The sequence below is a fragment of the Plantactinospora soyae genome, assembly GCF_014874095.1.
In the GTDB taxonomy this organism is placed as follows: domain Bacteria; phylum Actinomycetota; class Actinomycetes; order Mycobacteriales; family Micromonosporaceae; genus Plantactinospora; species Plantactinospora soyae.
Genome location: NZ_JADBEB010000001.1, coordinates 7,511,528 through 7,534,958, shown reverse-complemented (window position 1 = coordinate 7,534,958; position 23,431 = coordinate 7,511,528). Strand labels below are relative to the sequence as shown.

The 23,431-nt window shown below is 70.1% G+C and carries 18 protein-coding genes; 14 read left to right on the top strand and 4 right to left on the bottom strand.

Features of this window, described 5'->3' with window-relative positions; translation table 11 throughout:
* Positions 1 to 225: 225 nt before the first annotated feature.
* Entirely contained in the window at positions 226 to 1,854 is a 1,629-nt protein-coding gene (locus tag H4W31_RS33070) for a sigma-70 family RNA polymerase sigma factor (protein WP_192770200.1), read from the top strand.
* 509 nt (positions 1,855 to 2,363) lie between these two features.
* Here H4W31_RS33070 and H4W31_RS33065 read toward each other — a convergent pair.
* Positions 2,364 to 2,780: a MerR family transcriptional regulator gene (locus H4W31_RS33065; protein WP_192770199.1), complete on the bottom strand. Its 417-nt coding sequence runs from the start codon at positions 2,778 to 2,780 to the stop codon at positions 2,364 to 2,366.
* Between the two features lie 78 nt (positions 2,781 to 2,858).
* Between H4W31_RS33065 and H4W31_RS33060 the strand changes: the two genes are divergently transcribed.
* The 5 genes from H4W31_RS33060 (at position 2,859) to H4W31_RS33040 (ending at position 5,666) form a co-directional block, all read left to right on the top strand.
* On the top strand, positions 2,859 to 3,620 hold the full coding sequence (locus H4W31_RS33060; RefSeq protein WP_192770198.1) for a methyltransferase domain-containing protein: 762 nt from the start codon (positions 2,859 to 2,861) through the stop codon (positions 3,618 to 3,620).
* A gap of 240 nt (positions 3,621 to 3,860) precedes the next feature.
* Positions 3,861 to 4,097, top strand: coding sequence for a preprotein translocase YidC (locus H4W31_RS33055; protein ID WP_192770197.1), 237 nt, complete (start codon positions 3,861 to 3,863; stop codon positions 4,095 to 4,097).
* Positions 4,098 to 4,241: 144 nt separating this feature from the next.
* Entirely contained in the window at positions 4,242 to 4,430 is a 189-nt protein-coding gene (locus H4W31_RS33050) for a hypothetical protein (RefSeq protein ID WP_192770196.1), read from the top strand.
* 29 nt (positions 4,431 to 4,459) lie between these two features.
* Positions 4,460 to 4,675, top strand: coding sequence for a hypothetical protein (locus tag H4W31_RS33045; RefSeq protein WP_192770195.1), 216 nt, complete (start codon positions 4,460 to 4,462; stop codon positions 4,673 to 4,675).
* 115 nt (positions 4,676 to 4,790) lie between these two features.
* The gene (locus H4W31_RS33040; RefSeq protein ID WP_192770194.1) at positions 4,791 to 5,666 is read left to right on the top strand and encodes an endonuclease/exonuclease/phosphatase family protein; all 876 of its coding nucleotides are present in this window, start codon (positions 4,791 to 4,793) and stop codon (positions 5,664 to 5,666) included.
* Positions 5,667 to 5,829: 163 nt separating this feature from the next.
* On the opposite strand, the gene H4W31_RS33035 is transcribed toward H4W31_RS33040, so the two are convergent.
* On the bottom strand, positions 5,830 to 6,774 hold the full coding sequence (locus tag H4W31_RS33035; RefSeq protein ID WP_192770193.1) for an acyltransferase domain-containing protein: 945 nt from the start codon (positions 6,772 to 6,774) through the stop codon (positions 5,830 to 5,832).
* Between the two features lie 477 nt (positions 6,775 to 7,251).
* On the opposite strand from H4W31_RS33035, the gene H4W31_RS33030 reads away from it, so the two are divergent.
* From H4W31_RS33030 to H4W31_RS44515, 6 genes are read left to right on the top strand one after another with little or no spacing between them, the layout of a single operon-like run.
* Entirely contained in the window at positions 7,252 to 8,934 is a 1,683-nt protein-coding gene (locus H4W31_RS33030) for an ABC transporter substrate-binding protein (protein ID WP_192772579.1), read from the top strand.
* A 13-nt stretch (positions 8,935 to 8,947) separates the two neighbouring features.
* Positions 8,948 to 9,937, top strand: coding sequence for an ABC transporter permease (locus H4W31_RS33025; RefSeq protein WP_192770192.1), 990 nt, complete (start codon positions 8,948 to 8,950; stop codon positions 9,935 to 9,937).
* Positions 9,938 to 9,947: 10 nt separating this feature from the next.
* Complete coding sequence (locus H4W31_RS33020) at positions 9,948 to 11,768, top strand: dipeptide/oligopeptide/nickel ABC transporter permease/ATP-binding protein (RefSeq protein ID WP_192770191.1); 1,821 nt, start codon at positions 9,948 to 9,950, stop codon at positions 11,766 to 11,768.
* Positions 11,765 to 12,655, top strand: coding sequence for an ABC transporter ATP-binding protein (locus H4W31_RS33015; protein WP_192770190.1), 891 nt, complete (start codon positions 11,765 to 11,767; stop codon positions 12,653 to 12,655). The genes H4W31_RS33020 and H4W31_RS33015 overlap by 4 nt, the downstream gene beginning before the upstream one ends.
* Positions 12,656 to 12,707: 52 nt before the next feature.
* On the top strand, positions 12,708 to 13,967 hold the full coding sequence (locus H4W31_RS33010) for an ROK family transcriptional regulator (protein ID WP_192770189.1): 1,260 nt from the start codon (positions 12,708 to 12,710) through the stop codon (positions 13,965 to 13,967).
* Between the two features lie 14 nt (positions 13,968 to 13,981).
* Positions 13,982 to 16,957, top strand: a complete 2,976-nt coding sequence (locus H4W31_RS44515) for a glycoside hydrolase family 2 TIM barrel-domain containing protein (protein ID WP_318783545.1) — start codon at positions 13,982 to 13,984, stop codon at positions 16,955 to 16,957.
* A gap of 157 nt (positions 16,958 to 17,114) precedes the next feature.
* Here H4W31_RS44515 and H4W31_RS33000 read toward each other — a convergent pair whose 3' ends face one another.
* Positions 17,115 to 20,318 carry a BTAD domain-containing putative transcriptional regulator gene (locus H4W31_RS33000; protein WP_318783544.1) on the bottom strand — a complete coding sequence of 1,068 codons (3,204 nt, stop codon included), beginning with the start codon at positions 20,316 to 20,318 and terminating at the stop codon, positions 17,115 to 17,117.
* Between the two features lie 146 nt (positions 20,319 to 20,464).
* Here H4W31_RS33000 and H4W31_RS32995 point away from each other — a divergent pair, with 146 nt between their 5' ends.
* Positions 20,465 to 21,628: a serine hydrolase domain-containing protein gene (locus tag H4W31_RS32995; protein WP_225945795.1), complete on the top strand. Its 1,164-nt coding sequence runs from the start codon at positions 20,465 to 20,467 to the stop codon at positions 21,626 to 21,628.
* Between the two features lie 270 nt (positions 21,629 to 21,898).
* Positions 21,899 to 22,468 (top strand): hypothetical protein, encoded by a 570-nt coding sequence (locus tag H4W31_RS43365; protein ID WP_225945794.1) that lies wholly within the window; start codon positions 21,899 to 21,901, stop codon positions 22,466 to 22,468.
* A 76-nt stretch (positions 22,469 to 22,544) separates the two neighbouring features.
* Here the strand turns inward: H4W31_RS43365 and H4W31_RS32985 are convergent, their stop codons facing one another.
* Positions 22,545 to 23,408 carry a DUF3592 domain-containing protein gene (locus H4W31_RS32985; protein WP_192770188.1) on the bottom strand — a complete coding sequence of 288 codons (864 nt, stop codon included), beginning with the start codon at positions 23,406 to 23,408 and terminating at the stop codon, positions 22,545 to 22,547.
* Between the last annotated feature and the right edge of the window lie 23 nt (positions 23,409 to 23,431).

Sequence of the window (23,431 nt, the reverse complement as noted above, 5' to 3'; positions counted from 1 at the left end):
CGCCCGCAGAGCCGGTAGCCGGAGAATTCGCGGCTACTTCTTGACTCGGCCGCCGGCGTCCATCACAGTCAACCACCACACCGTGGCCCCTGCGTTCCGCCGGACGCGCGGGGTCGGCGTGCGACGACTCGACACCGGTCGTGCCGGCGCGCGCCGGGTCGTCCCGCGCCCGGTGACACCGGCCCCGGTCCACCACCCTCCGGGCACCTGCGACAGCGATGGGACATGCGAGCTACCCGTACAGACGAGACGAGTCTGATCGTCGCCGCACAGGCTGGCGACCGTCAGGCGCTTGACGAACTCACCGTGGCGTACCTGCCGATCGTGTACACCATCGTGCGTAGGGCGCTGAGCGGCCATCCGGACGCCGACGACGTGGTCCAGGAGACCATGCTCCGTGCCCTGCGGGAACTGCGGATGCTGCGGACGCCGGAGAGCTTCCGGCCCTGGCTGATGGCGATCGCGTTGCGCCAGGTCAGCACGCATCTGCACCGGCAGCAGGTCGCCGCCGACCGCGCCGTGCCCCTGGACGAGGTGGCCGCGGAGCCGGATGCCGACGCCGACTTCGAGGATCTGACGTTGCTGCGGGTGGACCTGTCCGACCAACGTCGGCAGGTGGTACGCGCCAGTCGCTGGCTCGACCCGGAGGACCGGCCGCTGCTGTCGCTGTGGTGGCTGGAAACCGCCGGCCGGCTGAGCAGGACAGAGCTGGCGGCAGCCCTTGGCGTCGGGGTGGCGCACGCCGGTGTGCGGGTCCAGCGGATGCGCAACCAGCTGGAACTCGGCCGTACGCTCGTGGCCGCGTTGGACGCCCGACCCGGCTGCGATCGACTTCCGGCCGTGCTGGCGGGCTGGAACGGCGAGCCGAGCCCACTGTGGCGTAAACGTATAACGCGGCACACCCGGTCCTGCCCGGTCTGCCTCCGCCACGGCCAGGGCCTGGTCGCGCCCGAGCGACTGCTCGTCGGCCTCGCGCTGATACCCGTTCCCATGACGCTGGCGGCGGTGCTCACGGGTAAGGGCGCGATCTGGGGTACCACCCTCGGTGCGGGGTCGGCGGCGGCGGTGTCCGGGGCGGGCGGGCTCGGGGTCGGCGGTTCCGGGGCCCTCGGCGCGGGCCTCAAGGCTGGGCTTCTCGGCCAGCTCGGCCAGGTGATCGGGGCACATCCCATCGCGGCCGCGGTCGCTGCCGGCGCGGTCGTTGCCGGTGCCACGGTGACCACGGCGACCTGGCCGGCGCCGGAACCACGGCCACCCGTGGTCATCACCGCGCCGACCTCGGCACCCACGGCGGCCGTGTCGACATCGGCGGCTGTGGTGACCGTGCCCTCGACATCGGCGCCCGGCCAGACCGCGCCGGTCCCGCGAAACCCGAGACCGACCAGCGTCTCCCCGTCCAGTGCCGGACCGCGACCGTTCCCGCTGGGGAGCGTGTCGATGGAGTCGATCAACCAGGTGGGCCTGTTCGTCACGACGGCCGGCGGTCTCGGCCTGCTGGTTCGGGTCGGCGCGGGCAGCGACGGGCCAGCCCGGCAGCAGGCGACGTTCGAGGCGGTCCAGGGCCTGGCGGACCGCACCTGTGTCTCCTTCCGCTCCCAGGACGGACGCTACCTGCGCCATTTGTCCTGGCGGCTCCGGTTGACCGAGGACGAGGGCAGCCAACTGTTCCGCGGCGACGCGACGTTCTGTGTGCGTGAGGGTGCGCTACCCGGCTCGGTGTCGCTGGAGTCGTCCAACTACCCCGGCTGGTTCCTGCGCCACCGCAACCTCGAGTTGTGGGTGGACCAGTTGACGGCCAACCCCGGATTCCGCGCCGACGCGTCCTTCCGGGCCCGGCCTCCGCTGGCCAACTGAACCGTCGCCCTTGGTGGCGCGCTCCCGGGGGGCGTCGCCGGCCGTCCACCCGGCGTCAGCGCGGCAGCGGACCGTCGAGCCGGCGACCCTGGCGTCGCGACCGTCCGGCGACGGTGTCGATAACAAAAAAATGATGTGAGATTTTATTGGTAGGTCAACCGGTCCTTCCGGCGAAAAGTGTTATCGGCCGCTGCTATTCGCAGTCGGGTCAGAGTGCGCATTAGCGAGGTAGTTCGCGGTCGGTTCTGGCAAGACACCGACGGCCTCACTCGAAGACGAAAAATAGTCTGGCAATGCGCCGTACGGCTACCCGAGCGTACCTGACTTCCGCCTTCACGGATGCGGCGAAGTGTCCTACGAATAAGTGTTAGCGCTCACATGCTATCCGTAGGAAAAGGTCCCGACTTCGATGTCGGCGGACGTCGCGACCATCGGGCTGAAGCACCTCGCCCCCCGACCGCGTCCCGTGCCGCCCCGTGAGTCGGGTGCCGCGACCGCGGTCCCCGGGGTCAGGGGTGGTCCAGGGCCCTGGCCAGGTCCACGCCGTCCAGCTGGGCCAGCACCATCGCCTGGAAGTGTGGACACGACTGGTAATCCGGGTGCCGGCAGCGCAACCCGTGCTCCAGCAGCGTCTGTGACAGTGCCAGCCGGGCCATCCGGGCCCGTACCTGGGCCAGTTGGCCGCGCAGCACCTCCCGCCGCCGGTCGCGGTCCGGGGCGGTGAACAGCTCCCGCAACTGTCCGAGGCTGAAGCCGGCGTCCTTGCCCAGCAGGATCTCCGCCACCCGGGTCACGTGCGCCGGCCCGTACACCCGCCGGTTGGCCACCCGCCGGGCCGGGGACAGCAAGCCCATGTCCTCCCAGTGCCGCAGCACGTGCGTGGCCAGGCCGAACCGGCCCGCCAACTCCCCGATCGTGTACTCCACCCACCATCACCCCAGTTCAGGTTCACCTTAACCGGAGCGGGTTGACTTCAGGTCAACCTGAAGCCGCACACTCGGGCCATGGCCGACACGCACACCGCCTACACCGACACCGAGACGCTGATCCGGGTACTCGACGCCGCCGACGCGATGCCCGGCGCCGCCGAACTCCGCGCGCGTACCTATGAACTGCTGCGGCTGGCGCCGGGTGCGACCGTGGTCGACGTCGGCTGCGGCGCCGGGCGGGCGGTCGCCGAACTGACCGGACGGGGCGCCAGCGCGATCGGTGTGGACCTGGATCCGGCGATGCTGGCCGCCGCCCACGCCCGGTTCCCCGACCTCGACGTACGCGCCGCGGACGCGGCCGACCTGCCGCTGACGGACGGGCAGGCGCGCGGGTACCGGGCGGACAAGGTGTACCACGTCCTGCCTGACCCGCACGCCGCGCTGGCCGAAGCCCGTCGGGTCCTCGCCCCCGGTGGGCGGATCGTGCTGCTCGGCCAGGACTGGGACACCTTGGTGATCGACTCCGACCAACCCGCACTGACCCGCAGCATCGTGCATGCCCGTGCCGACACCCTCGCCCACCCCCGGATCGCACGGGCCTACCGCGCCCTGCTCCTCGACGCGGGCTTCCAGGATGTCGAGGTCGAGGTCCACACCGCAGTGTTCACCGACACCACGATGCTGCCGATCCTCACCGGACAGGCCGGCGCCGCACGCGAGGCGGGGGTCATCAGCGACGACCAGGCCGAGAGTTGGCTCGGCGAGCAGTCCCGCCGCGCCCAGCACGGGCGGCTGTTGGTCGCCATCCCGATGTTCCTGGCCTCCGCCACCCGCTGAACGGTGTTCGGCGGACCCGCCGCCGGTTACCTGACCCAGCGACTGGCGGGCTGCACCGATTCGTACCCGGAACGTCTTCGCCGCGAGGTCTGACGCCACACGTCGGTTCCGCCGGTCCGGTGCCTTCCGGTACGCGGGTGACTCGCGGTCCGCCGTGGGTAAGCGCACCGGACGGGCGGGCCCGCGGTGGGCCGACAGCAGGCGAGCTGCTGTGTCCGAAAACGTATCGGGAGGCAGGTCATGGGGTACCGGGCGCGTCAGGGGGAGCAGCCGGTCGATCCGGACCACGCTGAGGACGAGGACGGCCAGGCCAGGTTGACGCAGGTGGTCGTCGAGACCCCGGTGCCGGCGCCATCGGGTACGGACGAGCGACCCGACATCGTCACCGAGGACGACAACTCGGGCGTTGCCGGAGGCGCGTCCGGCGGCACCGGTGGTAGCGCCGCCACGACCGGTCATCCAGACTCGGTGCACTGAGGTCGGCCTGGCATCGTCGCTGGTGGAACGCAACTGTCGCCCACCACCCACGCGGCAGACGGGTGACCGCCGTACGCCGCGTAGCGGGACGGGGCACCCCGGGCGGTGGTCCAGCACGCTCGCTAGCCTGGAGGCCAGCACACCATGACCGACGCAACCGCACTCATCACCGTCTTCGCGGAGCGTGAGGCGGAAACACTCGGCCTCACCGTCCGGGTACTCCCGGACGGCCGTGTCCAGATCGTCACCGGAGACCGCGAGTGGACCCTGCACAGGGACGACTCGTACACCATCGCCACTGCGGTCATGGCGGTGATGAAGGACTCGGAATGATTCGCCATGGCGCGACGAGTCAGTGAGTCGTGCCCGTCCTGTCCGGAAGCGGTGACCGCCCGGACGCCGCCGTCCGAGCTGGCCGGGGGACCCTCGTCGGCCGCCTGACCGGTCCCGCCGTTCCCGCGTACGCGGCCGTGCTGGCCGGTCTCGCCCGCAACCAGACGCCGATGGCCAGTTTCACGGCGCACCAGCTCGCGCCGGGCCGGTACACCGCCTTCGTCGAAGGTTGGCCGCCGGACTGAGCCGGTCGGCGCGAGCCTGTCGATCTTTCGTTCCCCGTTGTTCGGTGCCGCGTCGACTCGAATCGGTAGCGTGCGGTGGCCGCCACTGACGGCGGTTTCGTGCGAAGGGAAGTCGATGCGCAAGACAGCACACTGGTCGGCCCGCGCCCTGGGCGCTCTCGCGGGCGCGGTCGCGCTGGTGACGGCCCTGCTGCCGGCCACTCCGGCGGCGGCGGCGAACGTGGCCTTCAAGGCGGCGGCACTGAACATCTACAACGGACTGAACCAGGCCGACTTCGTGCACGACCTGAATCTGATCGCGTCCAAGGCGGACCTCGTCGGTCTCAACGAGGTCGGCAACCGCAAGGCCTTCCTGGAGAACTGGGCCGCCGACAACGGCTGGTGGTTGTACGCGCCGGGCGGGACCAACCAGGCGGGCGAGGCGCTGATCGCCAAGAAGAGCATGTTCGACGTACTCGACAAGGGCTCGATTTTCGTTTGTGACACCAACGGTCCGGGCGAGGTGCCGCCCGCGCGGTACAACAACTGGGTCAAGTACCGGCACAAGGCCAGTGGCCGCAACGTGACACACATCAACGCCCACGCGGTGGCCAGCATCGAAAGCGCCGGCCGGCCGGAGGACCTGCCGCGCACCAGGTGCGCCGAGGCGCAGTTCCAGGGCCTGAAGGACCTGGCGGTCGACAAGCAGGGCGAGGGCCAGGTCATCGTCAGCGGTGACCTCAACGTCGACTTCAGCGCCGACCGGAGCTACGGGTACGCGAAGTTCCCGTGGCAGGTCTTCGAGGCCAACGAGCTGCCGAACCTGCGCTCCAACTACAACCTCTTCGGCGAGAAGGGCACCGGAACGCACGGCAACCGGCACATCGACTACGTCTACTTCTGGAAGCGGCTGCCGGAGTACCAGCTCATGTGGATGACCGGCTACGACATCGTCGGCGACACCAGGTCCGACCACAACGGTGTCGTCGCGACGTTCTCCATCCAGAACTGACGCGCTCGCCTTCCGCCGGCCACGAGTCCTGCTCCCGCTCCCGCTCGGCGCGGGCCAGGCAGACCTCGTTGCCGGCGGGATCGAGCAATTCTCGGCATCGCTCTGGCCGGCCGGCCCCGAGAACCTAGCGCGGGCATCACCCGGTCGAGTTGCGGGAGGTGGCTCAGACCGGGAAGCGGCCGCGTCGGATCTGCCAGTGGCGGCCGGCTGCCAGGTGGTCGACGATCGCGCGCTGGAGCACGGTGTGGCGCGGCAGCTGGTCGAGCGGCGTGCTCAGGGTGCGGAACACGAACCGCAGTACCTCGACGTCGGCGTCCAGCCCGTCCGGCTCCTGGTAGGGCTCCAGCTCGAACCTCCGCTGGAACCGGAGGATGTTGGAGTCCCCGGGCAGGTACTCCAGCAGCTGCGGGTCGAGCAGCCACGAGCCGCAGCTGAACGCCGTGTAGCGCTCGTCGGGAAAGTGGCGTGGGAAGAACGCCCGGGCCTGGTCGAGCGATGCCGTGATCGCCTCCGGGGTCAGCGGCCCCGATTCGGAGATGTGCAGGTCGATGGCGGTGCCGCCGCGCTGGTGCTGCAGCCGGCCGAGCTCGTAGAGGCCGCCGCGCGCGTGCAGCGTCAGCCAGCTCTGCATGACCGGCCAGCCCTCACGGTTCATCCGCCGGTCGACCGCGAGGTTGCGGCCCAGGTCCGCGAGGGTCGCCCACGACACGTCGTCGGCGATGCCGTGGTCGCGGTGATAGCTCCTGACGACGTCGACCAGGGCCAGGTACGCGTACACGTAGAGGTGCCGCCAGGCCGGGCCCCGTTCGCGGGGCAGTTCCGGACCGGGCGGCAGCCAGCCGTGGCCGCCGAGATCGGCGCGGACCAGGGCGATCGAGCGGTCGAGCAGCCAGCGAAGCTCAATGGTCCAGAGTGGAGAGCCGGGGTCGGGCCAGCCCGCCATGATCTCGGCGGCGTCGTCCGGCCGTACCGCGAGCCGTTCGAGGATCGCGGGCGCGTCGGCCTTGGCGGGCAGCGGGGCCGACGGCCGGTCGCCGGCGAGCCGGTGTACGCGGTCGATGTCCTCGACGGGTACCCCGAGCCGGGCGGCGGTGTCGTCCAGATCCACGCGGACGATCCTACCGGCCGGTGGGGTGGCCCTTCCGCCGCCGGATTCTCGTGATCTTGGATTCCTGGTAGGGCGAGGATCCACCACACCCACCGGATCTCCGGGGAACGCTGAGTCGTAGAGGTCGTCTCGCTCAGGGCCGGGCTGCCGTCGTCGGAGCGTCCCAGGCGGCCGATCCTCGGTGCCATACCCGTGTCCGCGAGGCAAAGACTGTGCGAGCCTGTGTCGGTCTTACCCTGATATGCCCGGGTCGGGGCCATGGGTGGCCGCCCGGCCCGTCGCCCCTCGGGGCCGAGATGCCATCGATCGGATGGACATAGACGCCTATGAGGTGACAATTCGATCGGGGCGCTCGCGTGCCGAGCCGGGTGCTGTTGACGGACTTATTTAACTTGCTCAATAATCATCGCCGTCAGTACGACGGATATCGATGGACGCTGGTCGGCTCCTCGTCCCATATCCCGGGAGGGCGTGGCGATGCTGTGCAGGACAAGAGCGTCGGGACTACGTGCCTCGGCCGTGCTGGTCGCGGCGGCACTGGTCATTGCGGCCTGCGGGTCGTCCGACGATGACGGGTCGGGTGACGCAGACGCCACCCTCGTCGCGTACACCGGCCAGTCCAGTGACTACCAGATCAACTTCAATCCGTATTCGAGCAGCATCGGCGGGATCGGGACCATCTTCGAGCCGCTGTTCTATTTCAACATCCTGCGGGCCGCCGAACCCGAACCACGCCTGGCCACGAACTACTCCTGGAACACCGACGGCACGCAGCTGTCCATCACCCTGCGGGAGAACGTTGCCTGGTCCGACGGCCAGAAGTTCACCGCGCGGGACGTGTTGTTCACCCTGGACCTGCTGACCCGGCACAAGGAGATGAACGGCGCCGGCTTCGACGGCCACGCCACCGCTCCCGACGAGACCCACGTCGTGGTCACCTTCGACCGCCCTTCCTTCGTACGCGGCCCGCAGGTCCTCGGCCGGATCTACATCGTGCCGGAGCACAAATGGAAGGACATCGACAACCCGGCGACCGACACGCTCAGCAGTCCGGTCGGCACCGGCCCGTACACGCTGGCCGAGTTCAAGCCGCAGGCGTTCACCTATGCTGCGAACCCGAACTACTGGGGTGGTGCACCCGCGGTCAAGAAGGTCCGCTTCCTGGCACTGTCGGGCAACCAGTCCGGCGAGCAGGCGCTGCGGGCCCGGCAGGTCGACTGGCAGTCGGCACCGGTACCGGACGTCAAGAACATCGAGAAGAACTACCCCGGGTACAAGGCGCTGATCACCCCACTCAATCAGATGGTGCTCGCCACCTGTAGCAACCCGGCCCTGGGTTGCGCCGGGCCGCAGACCGATCCGGCGGTGCGGCAGGCGATCTACCACGGCCTTCACCGAACCCAGACCAACACGCTGGCCTTCGAGGGCACCTCCAGCGAGATCTCGCCGGGTTTCGGACTGCTCGCCCGGGACAACGCCGTGATCTCGAGCCGGCTGCGGAACCGGGTCGCGCCGATGCAGCCGGACACGGCCCGGGCGCGGCAGCTGTTGGAGGATGCCGGCTACCGCAGGAACGGCGACGGCGTCTACGCCAAGGGCGGCAGTCAGCTTTCGCTCACGGTGAAGACCGTCGCCGGCTGGGCGGACTACATCACCGCGCTGAGCACGATGGCGCAGCAGCTCAAACAGGTCGGCATCAAGCTCACCGTCGAGCAGTTGTCCTGGAACGAGTGGACCTCCCAGCGGCAGAGCGGCCGGTTCCAACTGATCATGGACTCGTTGAACCAGGGCCCCGCGCCGGACCCCTACTACCTGTACAGCTACTTCTTCGGCACGCAGGGCACGGCCAAGGTGGGCGGCAAGGCCAGCACGAACTGGAGCCGCTTCTCCGATCCGCAGGTGGACCGGGCGCTCGCCGCGCTGACCACGCTCGACCCGAAGAACACGGCTGCGCGGCAGGGCCATCTCGACACCGTCCAGACCCGGGTCGAGGAGTCGATGGCGTACATCCCGGTGCTGACCCAGGGCACGGTGACCGAGTACCACGCCGCGAAGTTCACCGGCTGGCCGACCGGGGACGCCCCGTACGCCATGCCGGCGGTCTGGCAGTCGCCGGACAACGCGGAGGTCATGAAGCGGCTCAAGCCCGTGGGCAGCTGAGCGGCTCCACGGCATGCGCTACTACCTGCGGAAGCTGACGTTCTACCTGGTCGCCCTCTGGTCGGCGCTGACCCTGAACTTCCTCATTCCCCGAATGCTGCCCGGCGACCCGGTGGACATCCTGCTGGCAAAGCTCCAGCAGCGCGGCGGCGCCGTCGACCCGTCGACCCGTCGCGCGTACGAACTGCTGCTCGGTACGGACAGCGGCGAGTCGCTGCCGCGCCAGTACGTCGGCTACCTGGGCAACCTGGCACGCGGTCAGCTCGGCATCTCGGTGAGCGACTTTCCCGCGCCGGTCTCGTCGGTCATCGCCACCTCGCTGCCGTGGACCGTCGTACTGGTGGGCCTGGCCACGCTGCTGTCCGTGCTGATCGGCACCGGCCTCGGTGTGCTGGTCGGATGGCGGCGCGGCACCTGGCTGGACTCCCTGCTGCCCGCGACCACCGTGCTGTCGGCCGTGCCGTACTTCTGGCTGGCGCTGATCCTGGTCGCGGTCCTCGGCTCGGGGCTGGGCTGGTTTCCGCTGCTGGGCGGGTACGACGTCACCCTCACGCCGGGGTGGAACGGGCCGTTCCTGTCCTCCGCCGTCTACCACGGGGTGTTGCCCGCGCTCACCATCGTTCTCTCCTCGGCCGGTGCGTGGCTGCTGGGTACCCGCAACATGATGGTGTCGACGATGGCCGAGGACTTCGTGCTGACCGCGCGGGCGAAGGGACTGCGGGACAGCCGCATCATGGCCTGGTACGCCGCCCGCAACGCGGTCCTGCCGACCGCCGCCGGCTTCGCCATCTCACTGGGGTTCGTGGTCGCCGGCTCCATCGTCACCGAGCAGGTGTTCGCGTACCCGGGCATCGGCGCCAAGCTGCTGCAGGCCGTGCAGAGCAACGACTACGCCCTGATGCAGGGCATCTTCCTGGTCATCACGATCACCGTGCTCGGCGCGAACCTGCTGGTCGACCTGCTGTACGGCCTGGTCGACCCGCGGGTACGGGCCGGCGGCTGAGGCGGCGACGGTGACGAACCTCAACCCCGACCTCGTGGTCGCCCGGCCGCGGGTCTTCTGGCGGGACCTGGTACCCCGCCGGTCACCGAAGCTGCTCGTCGGCGGTGGTCTCATCCTCGCGATCACCGGATGGGCCCTGCTCGGTCCGCTCGTCGTCGGCGACCCGGAGGCGATCAGCGACATCGGCCTGACCGGGCCCAGCGCGGCGTACCCGCTCGGCACCACCCAGACCGGTCAGGACGTGCTGGCGCAACTCGCGTACGCCACCCGCGGGTCGCTGTACATCGGCGTCCTGGTCGGCGTCCTGGCCACCGTCCTGTCGGCGCTGTTCGGCATCGTCGGCAGCTACCTCGGCGGCCTGGTGGACGAGGCATTCTCGCTGCTGTCGAACGTGATGCTGGTGATCCCCGGCCTTCCCCTGGTGATCGTGATCTCCGCGTTCGTGCCCGCGTCCGCCCGTGGCGCGTGGACCATCGCGGTGGTGCTGGCCGTCACCGGGTGGGCCGGGTCGGCGCGGGTGTTGCGGGCCCAGACCCTGTCCCTGCGCAACCGCGACTACGTGCTCGCCTCGCGGCTCGGCGGCGAGCGGCCGTGGCGGGTCGTCGCGGTGGAGATACTGCCCAACCTGTTGCCGTTGCTCGCCTCCCAGTTGGTCTTCGCCATGATCGCGGCGATCCTGAGCGAGGCCGGGCTCTCCTTCCTCGGCCTCGGCGCGTCCAACTCGGCGACCCTCGGCACCATGCTGAACTACGCCCAGAACGGGTTCGCGCTCCAGCGCGGTGCCTGGTGGTGGTTCGTCCCGCCCGGTCTGGTCATCGCGCTGTTCGGCTGCGGCCTGGCACTGGTGAACTTCAGCCTCGACGAGATCATCAATCCACGGCTGCGGAACATCCCCCGTCGACGCCAGCCGGTGGATCGGCCGGTGGCGCCCCTGCCCGTTCCGCGCCCCGACGCCGACACCGTGCTGTCGGTGCGGGACCTGTCGGTGACGTACCAGGTCGAACGCCCGGTGCGCGCCGTGCGCGACGTCTCGTTCACGCTGGGCCGGGGCGAGATCCTCGGACTGGCCGGCGAGTCCGGCTGCGGCAAGACCACCCTCGCGTACGCGGTCAGCCGGTTGCTCCGCCCACCGGCGGAGATCACGGCCGGCGCGGTGACCCTGCACGACCGGTCCGGGCGGGACACCGATGTGCTGGCCCTGGCCGAGGGGCAGCTACGGGCCAGCCGGTGGGCCGAACTGTCCATGGTGTTCCAGGGCGCCATGAACGCGCTGAATCCCGTCATGACGATCCGGGCCCAGCTGGCGGACGTGCTCACCACCCACCGACCACGGCTGTCCCGCCGGGAGCGGTACGCCCGTTGCCGCGAGGCGCTGACACTGGTCGGGGTGGACCTGCGGTGGCTGCGGGCGTACCCGCACGAGCTGTCCGGTGGCATGCGACAGCGGGTGATGATCGCCATGGCGCTGCTGCTGGAGCCCCAGATCGTCGTCCTGGACGAGCCGACCACCGCCCTGGACGTGGTGGTGCAGCGGGAGATCCTCCGCGAGGTCCGACGGCTCCGCGACGAGCTGCGTTTCGCCGTCCTGTTCATCACCCACGACCTGCCGTTGCTGCTGGAGGTGAGCGACCGGATCGCGATCATGCGGGACGGCCGGATCGTCGAGCACGCCACGGCCGAGCAGATCTCGACCCGGCCGAGCCACCCGTACACCCGGCACCTGCTCGATTCCTTTCCCAGCCTGACCGGTGAGCGGGGCGAGCTGATCCGTCCCGGGGAGCCGGCGGCCCGGTCGGAGGGCGAACCGACGTCGCCGGGGGGTGCGCGGTGAGCACCACGTTGCGGGTGCGGGACCTGGTCAAGGACTTTTCCGTTCGCGACGGGCTGCGCCGATCCCGGCTACGGGCGGTCGACCACGTCTCGTTCACCATCGCGCCCGGTCGCACTCTCGGGCTGGTCGGCGAGTCGGGCTCCGGCAAGAGCACCATCGCCCGCATCATCGCCCGGCTGGAGAAGCCGACGGCGGGCCAGGTCCTGCTCCACGGCCCGCAGGGCACACCGATATCGGCCGCCGCCCACCGCGACCACGTCCAGATGGTGTTCCAGGACCCGTTCGCCTCGCTGAACCCCTACCACACAGTGGAGCATCATCTCGCCCGGCCACTGCGGCTGCACCGCCGAGCCCGGGGCCGGGCGGAGACCTGGCGGCAGGTGCTGGAACTGCTCGACCGGGTGACCCTGCCCGCTCACGAGGTGGTGCACCGACGCCCACACGAGCTCTCCGGCGGGCAGCGCCAGCGGGTCGCCATCGCCCGGGCGCTCGCCCCCGGCGCGAAGGTCATCGTCGCCGACGAGCCCGTGTCGATGCTCGACGTCTCCATCCGGTTGGAGATCCTCAGGCTGCTGGCCCGCCTGCAGCGCGAGGAGGGTCTCGCGGTCCTGTACATCACCCATGACCTGGCCACCGCCCGGCACTTCTCCGACGACGTCCTGGTGCTGTACCGGGGACGGGTGGTGGAACGCGGTCCCGCCGACGAGGTGATCCTGCGTCCCCGGCACCCCTACACCCGGTTGCTGGCCGCGGCCTCACCCGACCCGCAGCGCCGGCACCGGCCAGCGGAGGTCGACCCCGGCACCGCCCTCACCCCCGCCGACGTGGCCGCCAGCTACGACCACTACACCGATCGATGGGAGGATCAGCGGCCAGTTGACCGATGACCCAGCCGTACGAGATCGGCCGCCACGGCGTGTTGGCGGCGAGGGAGGTCGGATGGTGCCCAGCCCCACCGGGGCCGGCAGGCCGAGGACGCGCGGGACCGTGCTCAACCACATCCGGTCGGCGCGCACCGTCAGCCGGATCGAGCTGGCCGCGACCTCCGGGCTCACGCCCGCCACCATCACCGGTGTCGTGCGGGAGCTGATGGACCACGGACTCGTGGTCGAGGTGGGGCGCGGCGCCTCCACCGGCGGCAAGCCGCCGACGCTGCTACAGGTCAACCCGGATGCCCGGTACGCCGTGGGAATCCTGTTCGAGCGCAACACCTGTGTCATCGTCGTCGTCGACCTGACCGGTCAGCAGGTCGCCCGGACGTCGTTTCCCAGCACCGCGCTGATGCCGCCGCAGCAGGCGCTGTCACTGGTCGCCGCGCGGGTGGACGCGCTGCTCGGTACGGCGGCGGTCGACCGGGACCGGGTGCTCGGGGTGGGCCTGGCGACCTATGGTCCGCAGGACCGGCAGGCGGGCGTGCTGCTCACCCACCAGCCCACGGACGAGTGGTTCGGCTACCCGGTCGGGCCGTTCCTGTCCGGGCTCCTCGGTCTGCCGGTGCTGCTCGACAATGATGCCGTCGCCGCGGCGATCGGCGAGCACTGGCTGGGGGCGGTGGCGGAGCGGGCGTTCGGATGCGTCTACATGGCCAGCGGGATCGGCGGCGGTGTCGTCGTCGACGGCGAGGTGTACCGGGGCAGCTCCTCCAACGGCGTCGCGATCGGCCACATCACCATCGACATCGACGGCGACCCCTGCGACTGTGGCAACCACGGCTGCCTCGGCAACTACGCCGACCCGTCGGCGCTGGTCAAGCAGGCGATGGAGGCCTCCGGGCTGGGTCAACGCCTGGGGCTCGACCCGGACGACCCCGACGTCATGACCGGGTTCCGCCGCATCGCGACCGCCGCCGGCGCCGGTGACCCGACCGCCCGCCGCCTGATCGAACGATCCGCGCGCTACATCGGTACCGCCGCCACCACCATGACCAACCTCTTCGACCTCGACGTGATCGTGCTCGCCGGACCGAGCCTGGCCGTGGCCCGCACGATCTACCACTCGGTGATCGAGGCGGAGGTGCGGCGGCGCACCTTTGCCCGGCGGGCACACCCGGTCCGGGTGGTGATGTCGGTGAGCGGGTCGGACGCCGCGGCGATCGGGGGCGCGGTGCTGGTACTGCAGAGCGAGCTGGCCTTCCTGGACCTGGACAGGCCGGCGGTGACCGGATCGGTGCCGGCGACGGCCCGGTCGCAACCGACGTGAGTACGGGGAGCCCTGTGTCGCCAATCCACCATCAGTACGCACCGGGATTCGGCCGCCGGCCGGCACGGTCGGTCTTCTCCTCCGACGCCCCGAGGCTCAGCCTCAACGGCCAGTGGCGGTTCCGGCTCTCGCCGAGCGTGGCCGCTGCCGGGGCGCCCCCCGCCGCCGTCGACCTCGACGACTCGGACTGGGACCTGCTGACCGTACCCGGGCACTGGCAGCTACAGGGCCATGGGAAGCCGATCTACACCTGCTGCACGTTCCCGTTTCCGGTGGATCCGCCGTACGTGCCGGACGAGAACCCGACCGGCGACCACCGCCTGGTCTTCGAGGTGCCGGCGTCCTGGCCGGAGTCGGCAGCGGTACTGCGCTTCGACGGCGTGGACTCCTGCTTCGCCGCCTGGCTCAACGGCGAGCCGCTGGGCTGGTCCACCGGCAGCCGACTGCCCGCCGAGTTCGACGTCACCGCCCACCTGCGCCCGGGCCGCAACGTGCTCGCGGTACGGGTGCACCAGTGGTCGGCCGGCAGCTACCTGGAGGACCAGGACATGTGGTGGCTGTCCGGCATCTTCCGCGACGTGAGCCTGCTCGCCCGGCCAGCCGGTGGGATCGAGGACTTCTCCGTCACGGCCGACTACGACCACCGGACCGGACGCGGGCTGCTGCGCGTCGACACACCGGTACCGGCCCTGCTCAGCATCCCCGAGTTGAACCTGGTCGACGTCCCCGGCGCCGGGCCGTACGAGGTCGACGCCGTGCAGCCGTGGTCGGCCGAGCGGCCCCGGCTGTACCGGGGCACGCTGCGTACCGACACCGAGCGGGTCGAGGTCGCCGTCGGGTTCCGCACGGTAGCCGTCGTCGACGGGATACTCACGGTCAACGGGCGCCGCATCGTCTTCCGGGGGGTCAACCGGCACGAGTGGCACCCCGAGCGGGGTCGTGCGCTGATCGAGGACGACATGCGTGCCGACGTACTGCTGCTCAAGCAGCACAACGTGAACGCCGTCCGGACCAGCCACTACCCGCCGCACCCCCGGTTCCTGGCGCTCTGCGACGAGTTGGGGCTGTGGGTGGTGGACGAGTGTGACCTGGAGACGCACGGCTTCTGCGAGGTCGGCTGGCGCGGCAACCCCAGCGACGACCCGCGGTGGCGGGAGGCGTACCTGGACCGGATGGCCCGGATGGTGGAGCGGGACAAGAACCACCCCAGCGTCATCATCTGGTCGCTGGCCAACGAGTCGGGCTCCGGGGACAACCTGCGGGCGATGGCCGAGTGGACCCGCCGCCGCGACCCGTCCCGCCCGATCCACTACGAGCACGACCTCGACAGCCGCTACGTCGACGTCTACAGCCGGATGTACCTGCCGGTGGACGAGGTCGACGCGATCGGCCGGCGCGCCGAGCCGCCGCTGTCCGATCCGGACGCCGACGCCCACCGCCGTGGGCTGCCGTTCATCCTCGTCGAGTACGCCCACGCGATGGGCAACGGTCCGGGCAACCTGGCCGAGTACCAGGCGTTGTTCGACGCGTACCCCCGTTGTCAGGGCGGTTTCGTCTGGGAGTACCTCGACCACGGCATCCGCCGGACGCACGAGGACGGGCGCGGGTACTTCGCCTACGGCGGTGACTTCGGCGAGGAGTTGCACGACGGCAACTTCGTCGTGGACGGGCTCTTCTTCCCCGACCGCGCCCCCTCGCCCGGCGCGATCCAGTACAAGAAAGTCATCGAGCCGGTACGCGTCGACGTCGACGCCGGGCAGGTGCGGATCACCAACCGGTACGACATGGTGGACCTGTCCCACCTGGAGTTCCAGTGGCGGTGGGACGAGGCGGGGACACCCGTGGCCACCGGAGTGCTGCCCGTGCCGGCGGTGCTGTCCGGGCAGACGGTGCTGGTGGCCGCTCCGGCGCTGCCGCACGGCGCCGTGGAGGCGTACCTCACCGTCTCGGCCGTGCTCGCCGGCGACGAGCCGTGGGCGCCGGCCGGGCACGAGGTCGCCTGGGGCCAGGCGCAGATGTGCCCGCCGCCCGTGCCGCCGGCCGGGGTTCCGGATACACCAGCCGGCTCCGAGCCGACCACCAGCTTCGGGCCGACCACCGGCTCCGGCCCGCGCCTCGGTGCGGCGGAGTTCGACGCGGTCACCGGCCGGCTGCGCAGACTCGGCGACCTCGTCCTGACCGGCCCACAACTGGACCTGTGGCGGGCACCCGTCGACAACGACCGCTTCCTGCACGAGCAGTGGCGGGCGTACGGCCTGCATCGGCTACGGCACCGGCTCATCGGTGTCGATGCGGGCGACGGTCAGCTGGTGGTCCGTACCCGGGTCGCCCCGGCCGGCCGCGATCTCGGCATCCTCGCCACCTACCGTTGGGCGCCCGACGACGACGGACTGCTCCTGCGGCTCGAGGTGCGGCCGGAGGGGGAGTGGCCCTTCCCGGTGCCCCGGCTCGGCCTGCGTCTCGCGGTGCCCGCCGCCCTGCGCGACGTCGAGTGGTACGGGCGTGGACCGGGTGAGGCGTACGCGGACTCCTGGCAGGCCGCCCGGGTCGGCCGGTACGCCATGACCGTGGAGCAGATGCAGACGCCGTACGTCCGTCCGCAGGAGAACGGCTGCCGTGCCGACGTACGCTGGGCGACCCTGACCGGTCCGGACGGCGCCGGCCTGCGTTTCGAAGGCCGGCCGGTCTTCCAGCTGACCGCCCGTCCCTGGAGCAGCGAGGATCTGGACGCGGCCCGGCACACGATCGATTTGGTGCCCCGCGACGCGGTCCACGTCAACCTGGATCTCGCCCAGCACGGGTTGGGCAGCGGATCGTGCGGACCCGGCGTGCTGGCGCAGTACGAGCTGCGCCCCGACCCGGTGACCTTCCTGGTGTCGGTCCGTCCGCACCGGGCCGGGGACGGCGGCGGGGCCTGCCGGAGCGACCAGCACGCGGCGCCACCGTGCACGCCGGCAACGACGGTGGCCTACAACGAGTCAGGCGATTGAACAAACTCCGTCGGCCGCGCTGACGGGCCCGAACCTCGGCCTTGCCAACCTTTACCGTCTGACCTCGTAGACCTCGGCGATCGTTCTGGGGATGCCGGTCTTCTGCACCGTCACGACAAATGTGCTGGCACCACTGTTAGTGATCCTAATTTTGGCCTCATAGGCGCGGATTCGTCAGCCGGTCGATGGCCTCTTGCCGTGTCATGTCGGCGCCTCGGCGGTAGGCCCTGTCGTAATCGGTACGGCCGAGCCGGTCCACGAGAGCCTCCACGAGCGAGCGTAGTTCGACGTCGCCGTGGTCGAAGGTGCCCCGGATGGCCTGGCTCAGGCCGAGCGCGCCGGCCGCGCCGGCCGGATCGCCTTCCAGCAGGAGCAGCCAGGCCAGGAGATGGGCGGCCGATGAGGTGTCCATGCGCGCCTGCGCCGCTTGGACGGTGCGGAGCAGCAGCTCGCGTGCGCGTGCGGCGTCCCCGGCGGTGAGGAGGTTCGCCATCCTGGCGGGGACCAGCGCGTTCTGCATCGTCTCGGCCGGAACGAGCAGCTCACGGGCGAGCGTCTCCATCCGGTCGAGTTCTTGATCGGCCCGTTCGACGTCGCCGGAGCGGCGGTACAGCTCGGCCAGGTTGCCGACGACCTCGATCTCCAGCATGGGGTGACCGCGGTCCCAGGCCGCTCGTTCGGCGGTGTCGATGTCGTGCCGGGCGCCGGTCAGGTCGCCGCCGCGCATGCGTTCGGTGGCGAGGCCGAGCCGGGTGGAGACCTCGTCCTGCGAGCCGAGGTCGGTGGCGATCGCGACGCTGCGCTCGTAGGCGGCGATCGCCTCGTCGTGGTCACCGCCGATGCCGTGGATCTGCGCCATGCCGATCAGCATCTTCGCTGTCCACCATCGGTCGCCCACCTGCTCGAACGTGTGCAACGCCGCTGCCATCGCGCTCGCGTAGCCCTCCTGGTCGACCCGTTCGCGATATCGCATGGCTTCGACCACGAAGGTGCAGGCGATCGCCCAGCGGTCCGAGCCGCTCCGCACCTGGGCGATCTCTCGATCGACCAGCTCATCGAGCCCGAGTATCGCCGCCATCAACAGTGGCATCGTCAGCAGCATCGGATACCGCCGCCGTGCGCCCGTGCGCGCGCAGTCGTCGATGAGCGCGCGCAGCCGCTCGGAATCTGTGATCGGCCCTCTCTCACCGGCCACCAGGTGGATCGCGGTGAACGCGGCCCGGGCGTCCGCGGGTAGCGCATCGCCGAGCTCGAGGACTCTGGCCAGGTAGGCGTCGGCCCGACTGTCGTAGCGGAGCATGACCCAGTACCAGTACAGCGGGCCGAGGATCCGGGCCGCCGCCTCGGCGTCGCCGCCGTCGATGGCCTTTTGCAGGGCGAACATCAGGTTGTCGTACTCGGCCTCGAACAGCCGCAGCGACTCCACCTGCTTGTCCGAGCGCAGCAGCGGCTCGTGTTCCTCGGTCAGGTCGGCGAAGTGCCGGATGAGTCTGTGCAGAACGGTTCTGTCTTCCCCCGCGAGTTGGAGTTTGTCCGCCGTGTGGGTTCGGATGGTTTCCAGCATCCGGTACCCGTCGCCGACCGGCTCCACCATGGACTTGTCGACAAGGGACTCGAGCACGTACAGGACCTCTCCCGCAGGGAGCGTCTCATCCGAGCAGACGGCCTCGACCGCGGCGATACCCGTTCTCGCGGGGAATATCGACATCCGGCGGGCCAGCGTCCGTTCTTGCTCGGTGAGGAGATCCCAGCTCCACTCGATGACCGCATGCAGCGTCTGCTGCCGGGGCTGGGCGGCCCGGTTACCGGTGCTGAGCAGCCGGAAGCGGTCATCCAACCGCCGGGCGACCTGGTCGGCGCTCATGGTCCGCAGCCGCGCCGCGGCCAGTTCCAGGGCGAGCGGCAGCCCGTCGAGCCGACGCACGATGTCCACGACTGAGGCTGTCGTCGTCGCGTCCAGTACGAAGTCGGGCCGTACGGCTGCCGCCCGATCGAGGAACAGCCGTACCGCGGCCGATCCGGAGGCGCGGACGGGATCCGCGTGTGCCGGGGGGAGGTCGAGCGGACCCAGCCGGCACAGCGCCTCACCCATGACCTCAAGCGGCTCCCGGCTCGTGGCCAGGATGGTCAGGTCCGGCCGGCGCTCGAGCAGGTGCAGGGCGAACTCCGCCGCCGGTCCGGAGATCTGTTCGCAGTTGTCCAGCACCAGTACGCCTTCGCCGCCGGCGAGCAGGTTGACCACTCGATCCAGGGGTGTACTGGAAGGCCGGCCGTCGGCGGTGTTGAGCGTGCCCAGAACCGCCTCGGGCAGCCCGTCCGGTGTGCTCACCCCGGCCAGGGGAACGAGCCAGACCCGGCCGCGGCGATGGGCGCGGTGCCGGCTCACCGCCTTCACGGCCAGCCGGGTCTTCCCCACACCCCCGGGCCCCACGACGGTGACCAGCCGAGAGGTCTCCAGCAACCCAGCCAGTAACCTCAGCTCGTCCGCCCGACCGACGAAGTTGGTCAGCTGGGCCGGCAGACGTCCGGGCGCCGCTTCCGGCGATGCCTGCCGGGGCTCGGGGATGTCGAGGTTCCCCCGCAGCACAGCGAGGTGCGTCTTCCGCAGTTCCGCGCAGGGATCGATGCCCAGCTCCTCGGCGAGCGTGCCGCGGACCTCCTCGAACAGGACCAGCGCGTCGGACTGGCGGCCGGCCGCGGACAGGGCTCGCATCCGTATTCCGGCCAGCCGTTCGCGTAACGGGTGGCCAGCGGCCAGCGCCGCCATATCGGCCAGGATCTCGTCGTGGCGGCCCAGTTGCAGCTCCGCCTCGAACCGGTCTTCGGCGGCCGCGACGCGCAGCTCCGCCAGGCGCGCGCCAGCCGTACCGGCGAAGGGGACATCGAGTACGTCGGCCAGCGCTTCTCCCCGCCACAGCGCCAGTGCCTCGCCCAGCAGCGAGGCCGCCCGCTGCGTGGCGCCTGCGGCGAGTTCGCGGTCGCCCCGCTTCGCCAGCTCCTCGAACCGGTAGGCGTCGACGTCCTCGGCGCGGATGTGCAGGCGGTACCCGCCGGCCGCCGTCTCCACGACCCCGGCCCCGCCCAGAGCCCGGCGCAGTCGATGTACCAGCGCATGCAACGCGTTGATGGTTCCCCCGGGCGGGTGCTCCCCCCACAGACCGTCGACGAGCGATTCGAGCGATACCACCTCCCCCGTGGCCAGTGCCAGCCGGGCCAGCAGCGCGCGAACCCTGGCGCCGCCGACGTCGATCGGCGCGCCGTCGTCGGCATAGACCCGGACCGGCCCCAGCATTTCAATCCGCATACTCACCAGGCTATGAGGGCCGGGTGTCGATGGGGCACGGGCCACTGTGCGGCGCACGTGACAGGCCCCGATGGTGGCGCCGTGCCATCTGTAAGAGCGTTATAAGAGGCCTGTCAGCGCCCGTGGACATCGTTGTGGACGTACGGAAACGCGTGACCGTTCGTCAACGGACACGCGACCGGTTTCCTCCGAAAGGCATGAACATGACAGGCAATGAAGGCAACGCGGGGCGCGAGAAGCTGCAGCGGGTGCTCGACTGGGCCGTGGCCGAGGTGGGCGTACCCGGCATCGTGGCCGAGGTCCGGGATGCGGACGGAAACTGGTTCGCAACCGCCGGAGTAGCCAACATCCAGACCGGTACCCGGCGTCAGCCGGGGGAGCACCTGCACACCGGCAGCAGCGGCAAGGCCTTCACCGCCGCCGCGATGCTGAGCCTCGAGGCCGAGGGCAGGCTCAGCCTCGACGACACGGTGGAGAAGTGGCTACCGGGCGTGCTGAACGTCAACGGCTACGACGGCAACAAGATCACCATCAGGCACCTGCTCAACAACACCAGTGGCCTGTTCTCCACCGGCCTGGCACCGGAGCTGAGCCACCGCTACGCCACCCGCTCCGGGTTCGTCACGCATCGCTTCGACGAATTCACCACCGAAGATCTGCTCAGGCTGGCGGTCTCCCAGCCGCCGGTCGGCGAGCCCGGCGAACGCTTCGAGTACGCCAACGGCGGCTTCTACCTCGCCGGGGCGATCATCGAGAAGGTCACCGGCAACAGCTATGCCGAGGAGGTCGACCGCAGGGTCATCCAGCCACTCGGACTGACCAACACCTACGTCCGCCCCATGCAGGACACCGGATACCCCCATCCGCACCCGCGCGCGTACTCCAACCTGTTCTACAAGGACGGCGCCGACCCGGCGACGGTCACCCCGGAGAACTGGGAATCGATGATCGAGGGACCCGGTCTCGAGCCCCTCGACGTCACCGAGTTCAACACCTCATCGGGCTGGTCAGCCGGTAACGTCGTTTCCACCACCGGCGACATGATCCGGTTCATCAACGCGATGGCGAGCGGCAGCCTGCTGCCGCCGGCCCAGTACCGCGAGATGTGGACCACGGTCTCCACCGAGGGGAGTTACTGGATGCCGCACGCTCGATACGGCCTCGGCCTGTTCGAGTTCGACAAGGAGGCCACGGGCGGCCGGACGCTGCGCGGCGTGGGTGGCAGCCTCTGGGGATCCTTCCTCTGCGCGGTGGGCACCTCCGACGGCAAGCACACCATCGCCTTCCACACCAACACCGAATGGAAGACCTGGGACCTCCTCTTCAAGGTCATCGAAGCGGAGTTCGGCACTTCCGTCCCTGCGTAGGCATGCGGCCCGCTACCGGCTCGTGCCTGTCCTTCATGGGCCCCGAGCCGGTAGCGGGCCCGATCCAACAGCCCGACGCCAACTGGAGCGCCTCCGGGCGTTAGCGCTTGGTCAGTGAGCACGGTCGACACCCTCAACCCGGCCAGTTCCGGAGTACTGACCGGGCTGCCAGATTCAGACCTCTCGGGGTAGCCCAGGAAGCTGATATTTGTCCTTTACCATCTTCGCGTCACAGGCTGCGGGGTAGGGCACTTCCACCCGGAGGGGAACATGACGACTGACGTTTGGAACGTCGTGGTCGAGGCGCAGCGGCTCTCGTGGGCGTTCACGCCTCTCCAGCGCGTCGGTCCACTGGAATTCGGCATGACGCACGATCAGGTCACGGCAGCGGTGCGTGGCACGATGAGCGTCGCTGTCTCCCAGGGCACCTCAAGCAACGACGGGTGGGCGGAATTCTGGCTTGACCGAGGCATGGACGCGAGGTTCACCGGGCCGGCGGTCACCACCTATTACGACGACTCGATCGGCCTGGCGGGCATTGCGGTCAACGCCCTACGCGGCCCGCAGGTGACCCTGGACGGGATGCGGTTGGTGGGGCAGACGCCCTCACGCCTGGAGGATGAGTTCAGGGACTACCTCGCGGCCCAGAGCAGAGAACCTTGGTACTCGCAGAGCGCCGATCTGTGCTCGCCACCACTCGGGTTGGTGCTGCGGGCACAGCGAGCAGGCGATGTTGTACTGAGCCGCCCGGTGATAGTCGCAGCGGCATGGGCCGACCGCTGCTACGACACCAGCGAAGGCCGCATTCCTGAACGAGAGTGGAAGACCTTCGAGTGGTGAAACAGTTCGTACGTCGGTCAGGTTGTCGGGCGTCTCGGCGCCCTCCTCTTGGGCCTCGCCAGCACCTTTTCGGTCCTCAGAGGAACGCCACCCCCGCTACGGCCGTCGCCGCGAGCACGACGATCACCAGGACGTTGACCGTCACGTCGTGCCCCTCCGAGCGGTGCTCGGCCGCGCGGTCCAATGTGAGGTCGGCCGGATCAGCGGGCGTGTGGTGGACCGTGACGTGACGACCGTAGGCGTCGGCGGGGTCCGCGAGATGCGACGTGCAGTGGGCCGTGACAGCTGTGCCCTCGCGGGTGGTGAACGACACGACAGGGGTAATGGTGGTCCGGGTGTGGCCATCGTCCTGGTCGACGCTGACGTCCTTCAGGACCGCGACGACCTGCCCCTGCACAGTGTCCATCGCGGCCAGCCTGGCGAGGCGGTCGTTCTTGGCGCGTACCGTCCGGGGCAGGTGGGCGGCGGCGACGATCGCCCAGGGCCCGCCGAAGCCGATCAGCGCCCACGGCCACCCCCGGTCGACCGCGGCGAGAACCACCAGCCCGACGTAGACCAGGAAGAGTGCGAAACCGGGCCAGAACAGCCCGCGGCCGGGCTCGTCGGGAGTGTTGGAGAACCGGTAGGCGTGCGGTCTGCCCCGCGGGTGGCTGACCCCGATCTCCCGGCCCTCCCACGCCGCGGTGATTATCTCGCCGCGCTCACCGTCGTTCGTCACGGTGACCTCCTGGCCGGAGGCCGGGTCGCGGTAGGAGACGACCACCGATATCCCGCCTGTGCGGGACCCGCCGTGCCGGGGCTCCCGCACCCGCTTGATCCGTCCCGTGAGCCGCACCGTCCGCTGCGCCTTGGTCACCCCGGCCAGCGACATGCCGTACCCGACCAGCGCCACCGCACCCCACACCGCACACCACAGCACCAGAAACTCGTCCCACCCCATGCGCACTCCTCTCCCCGGGTACG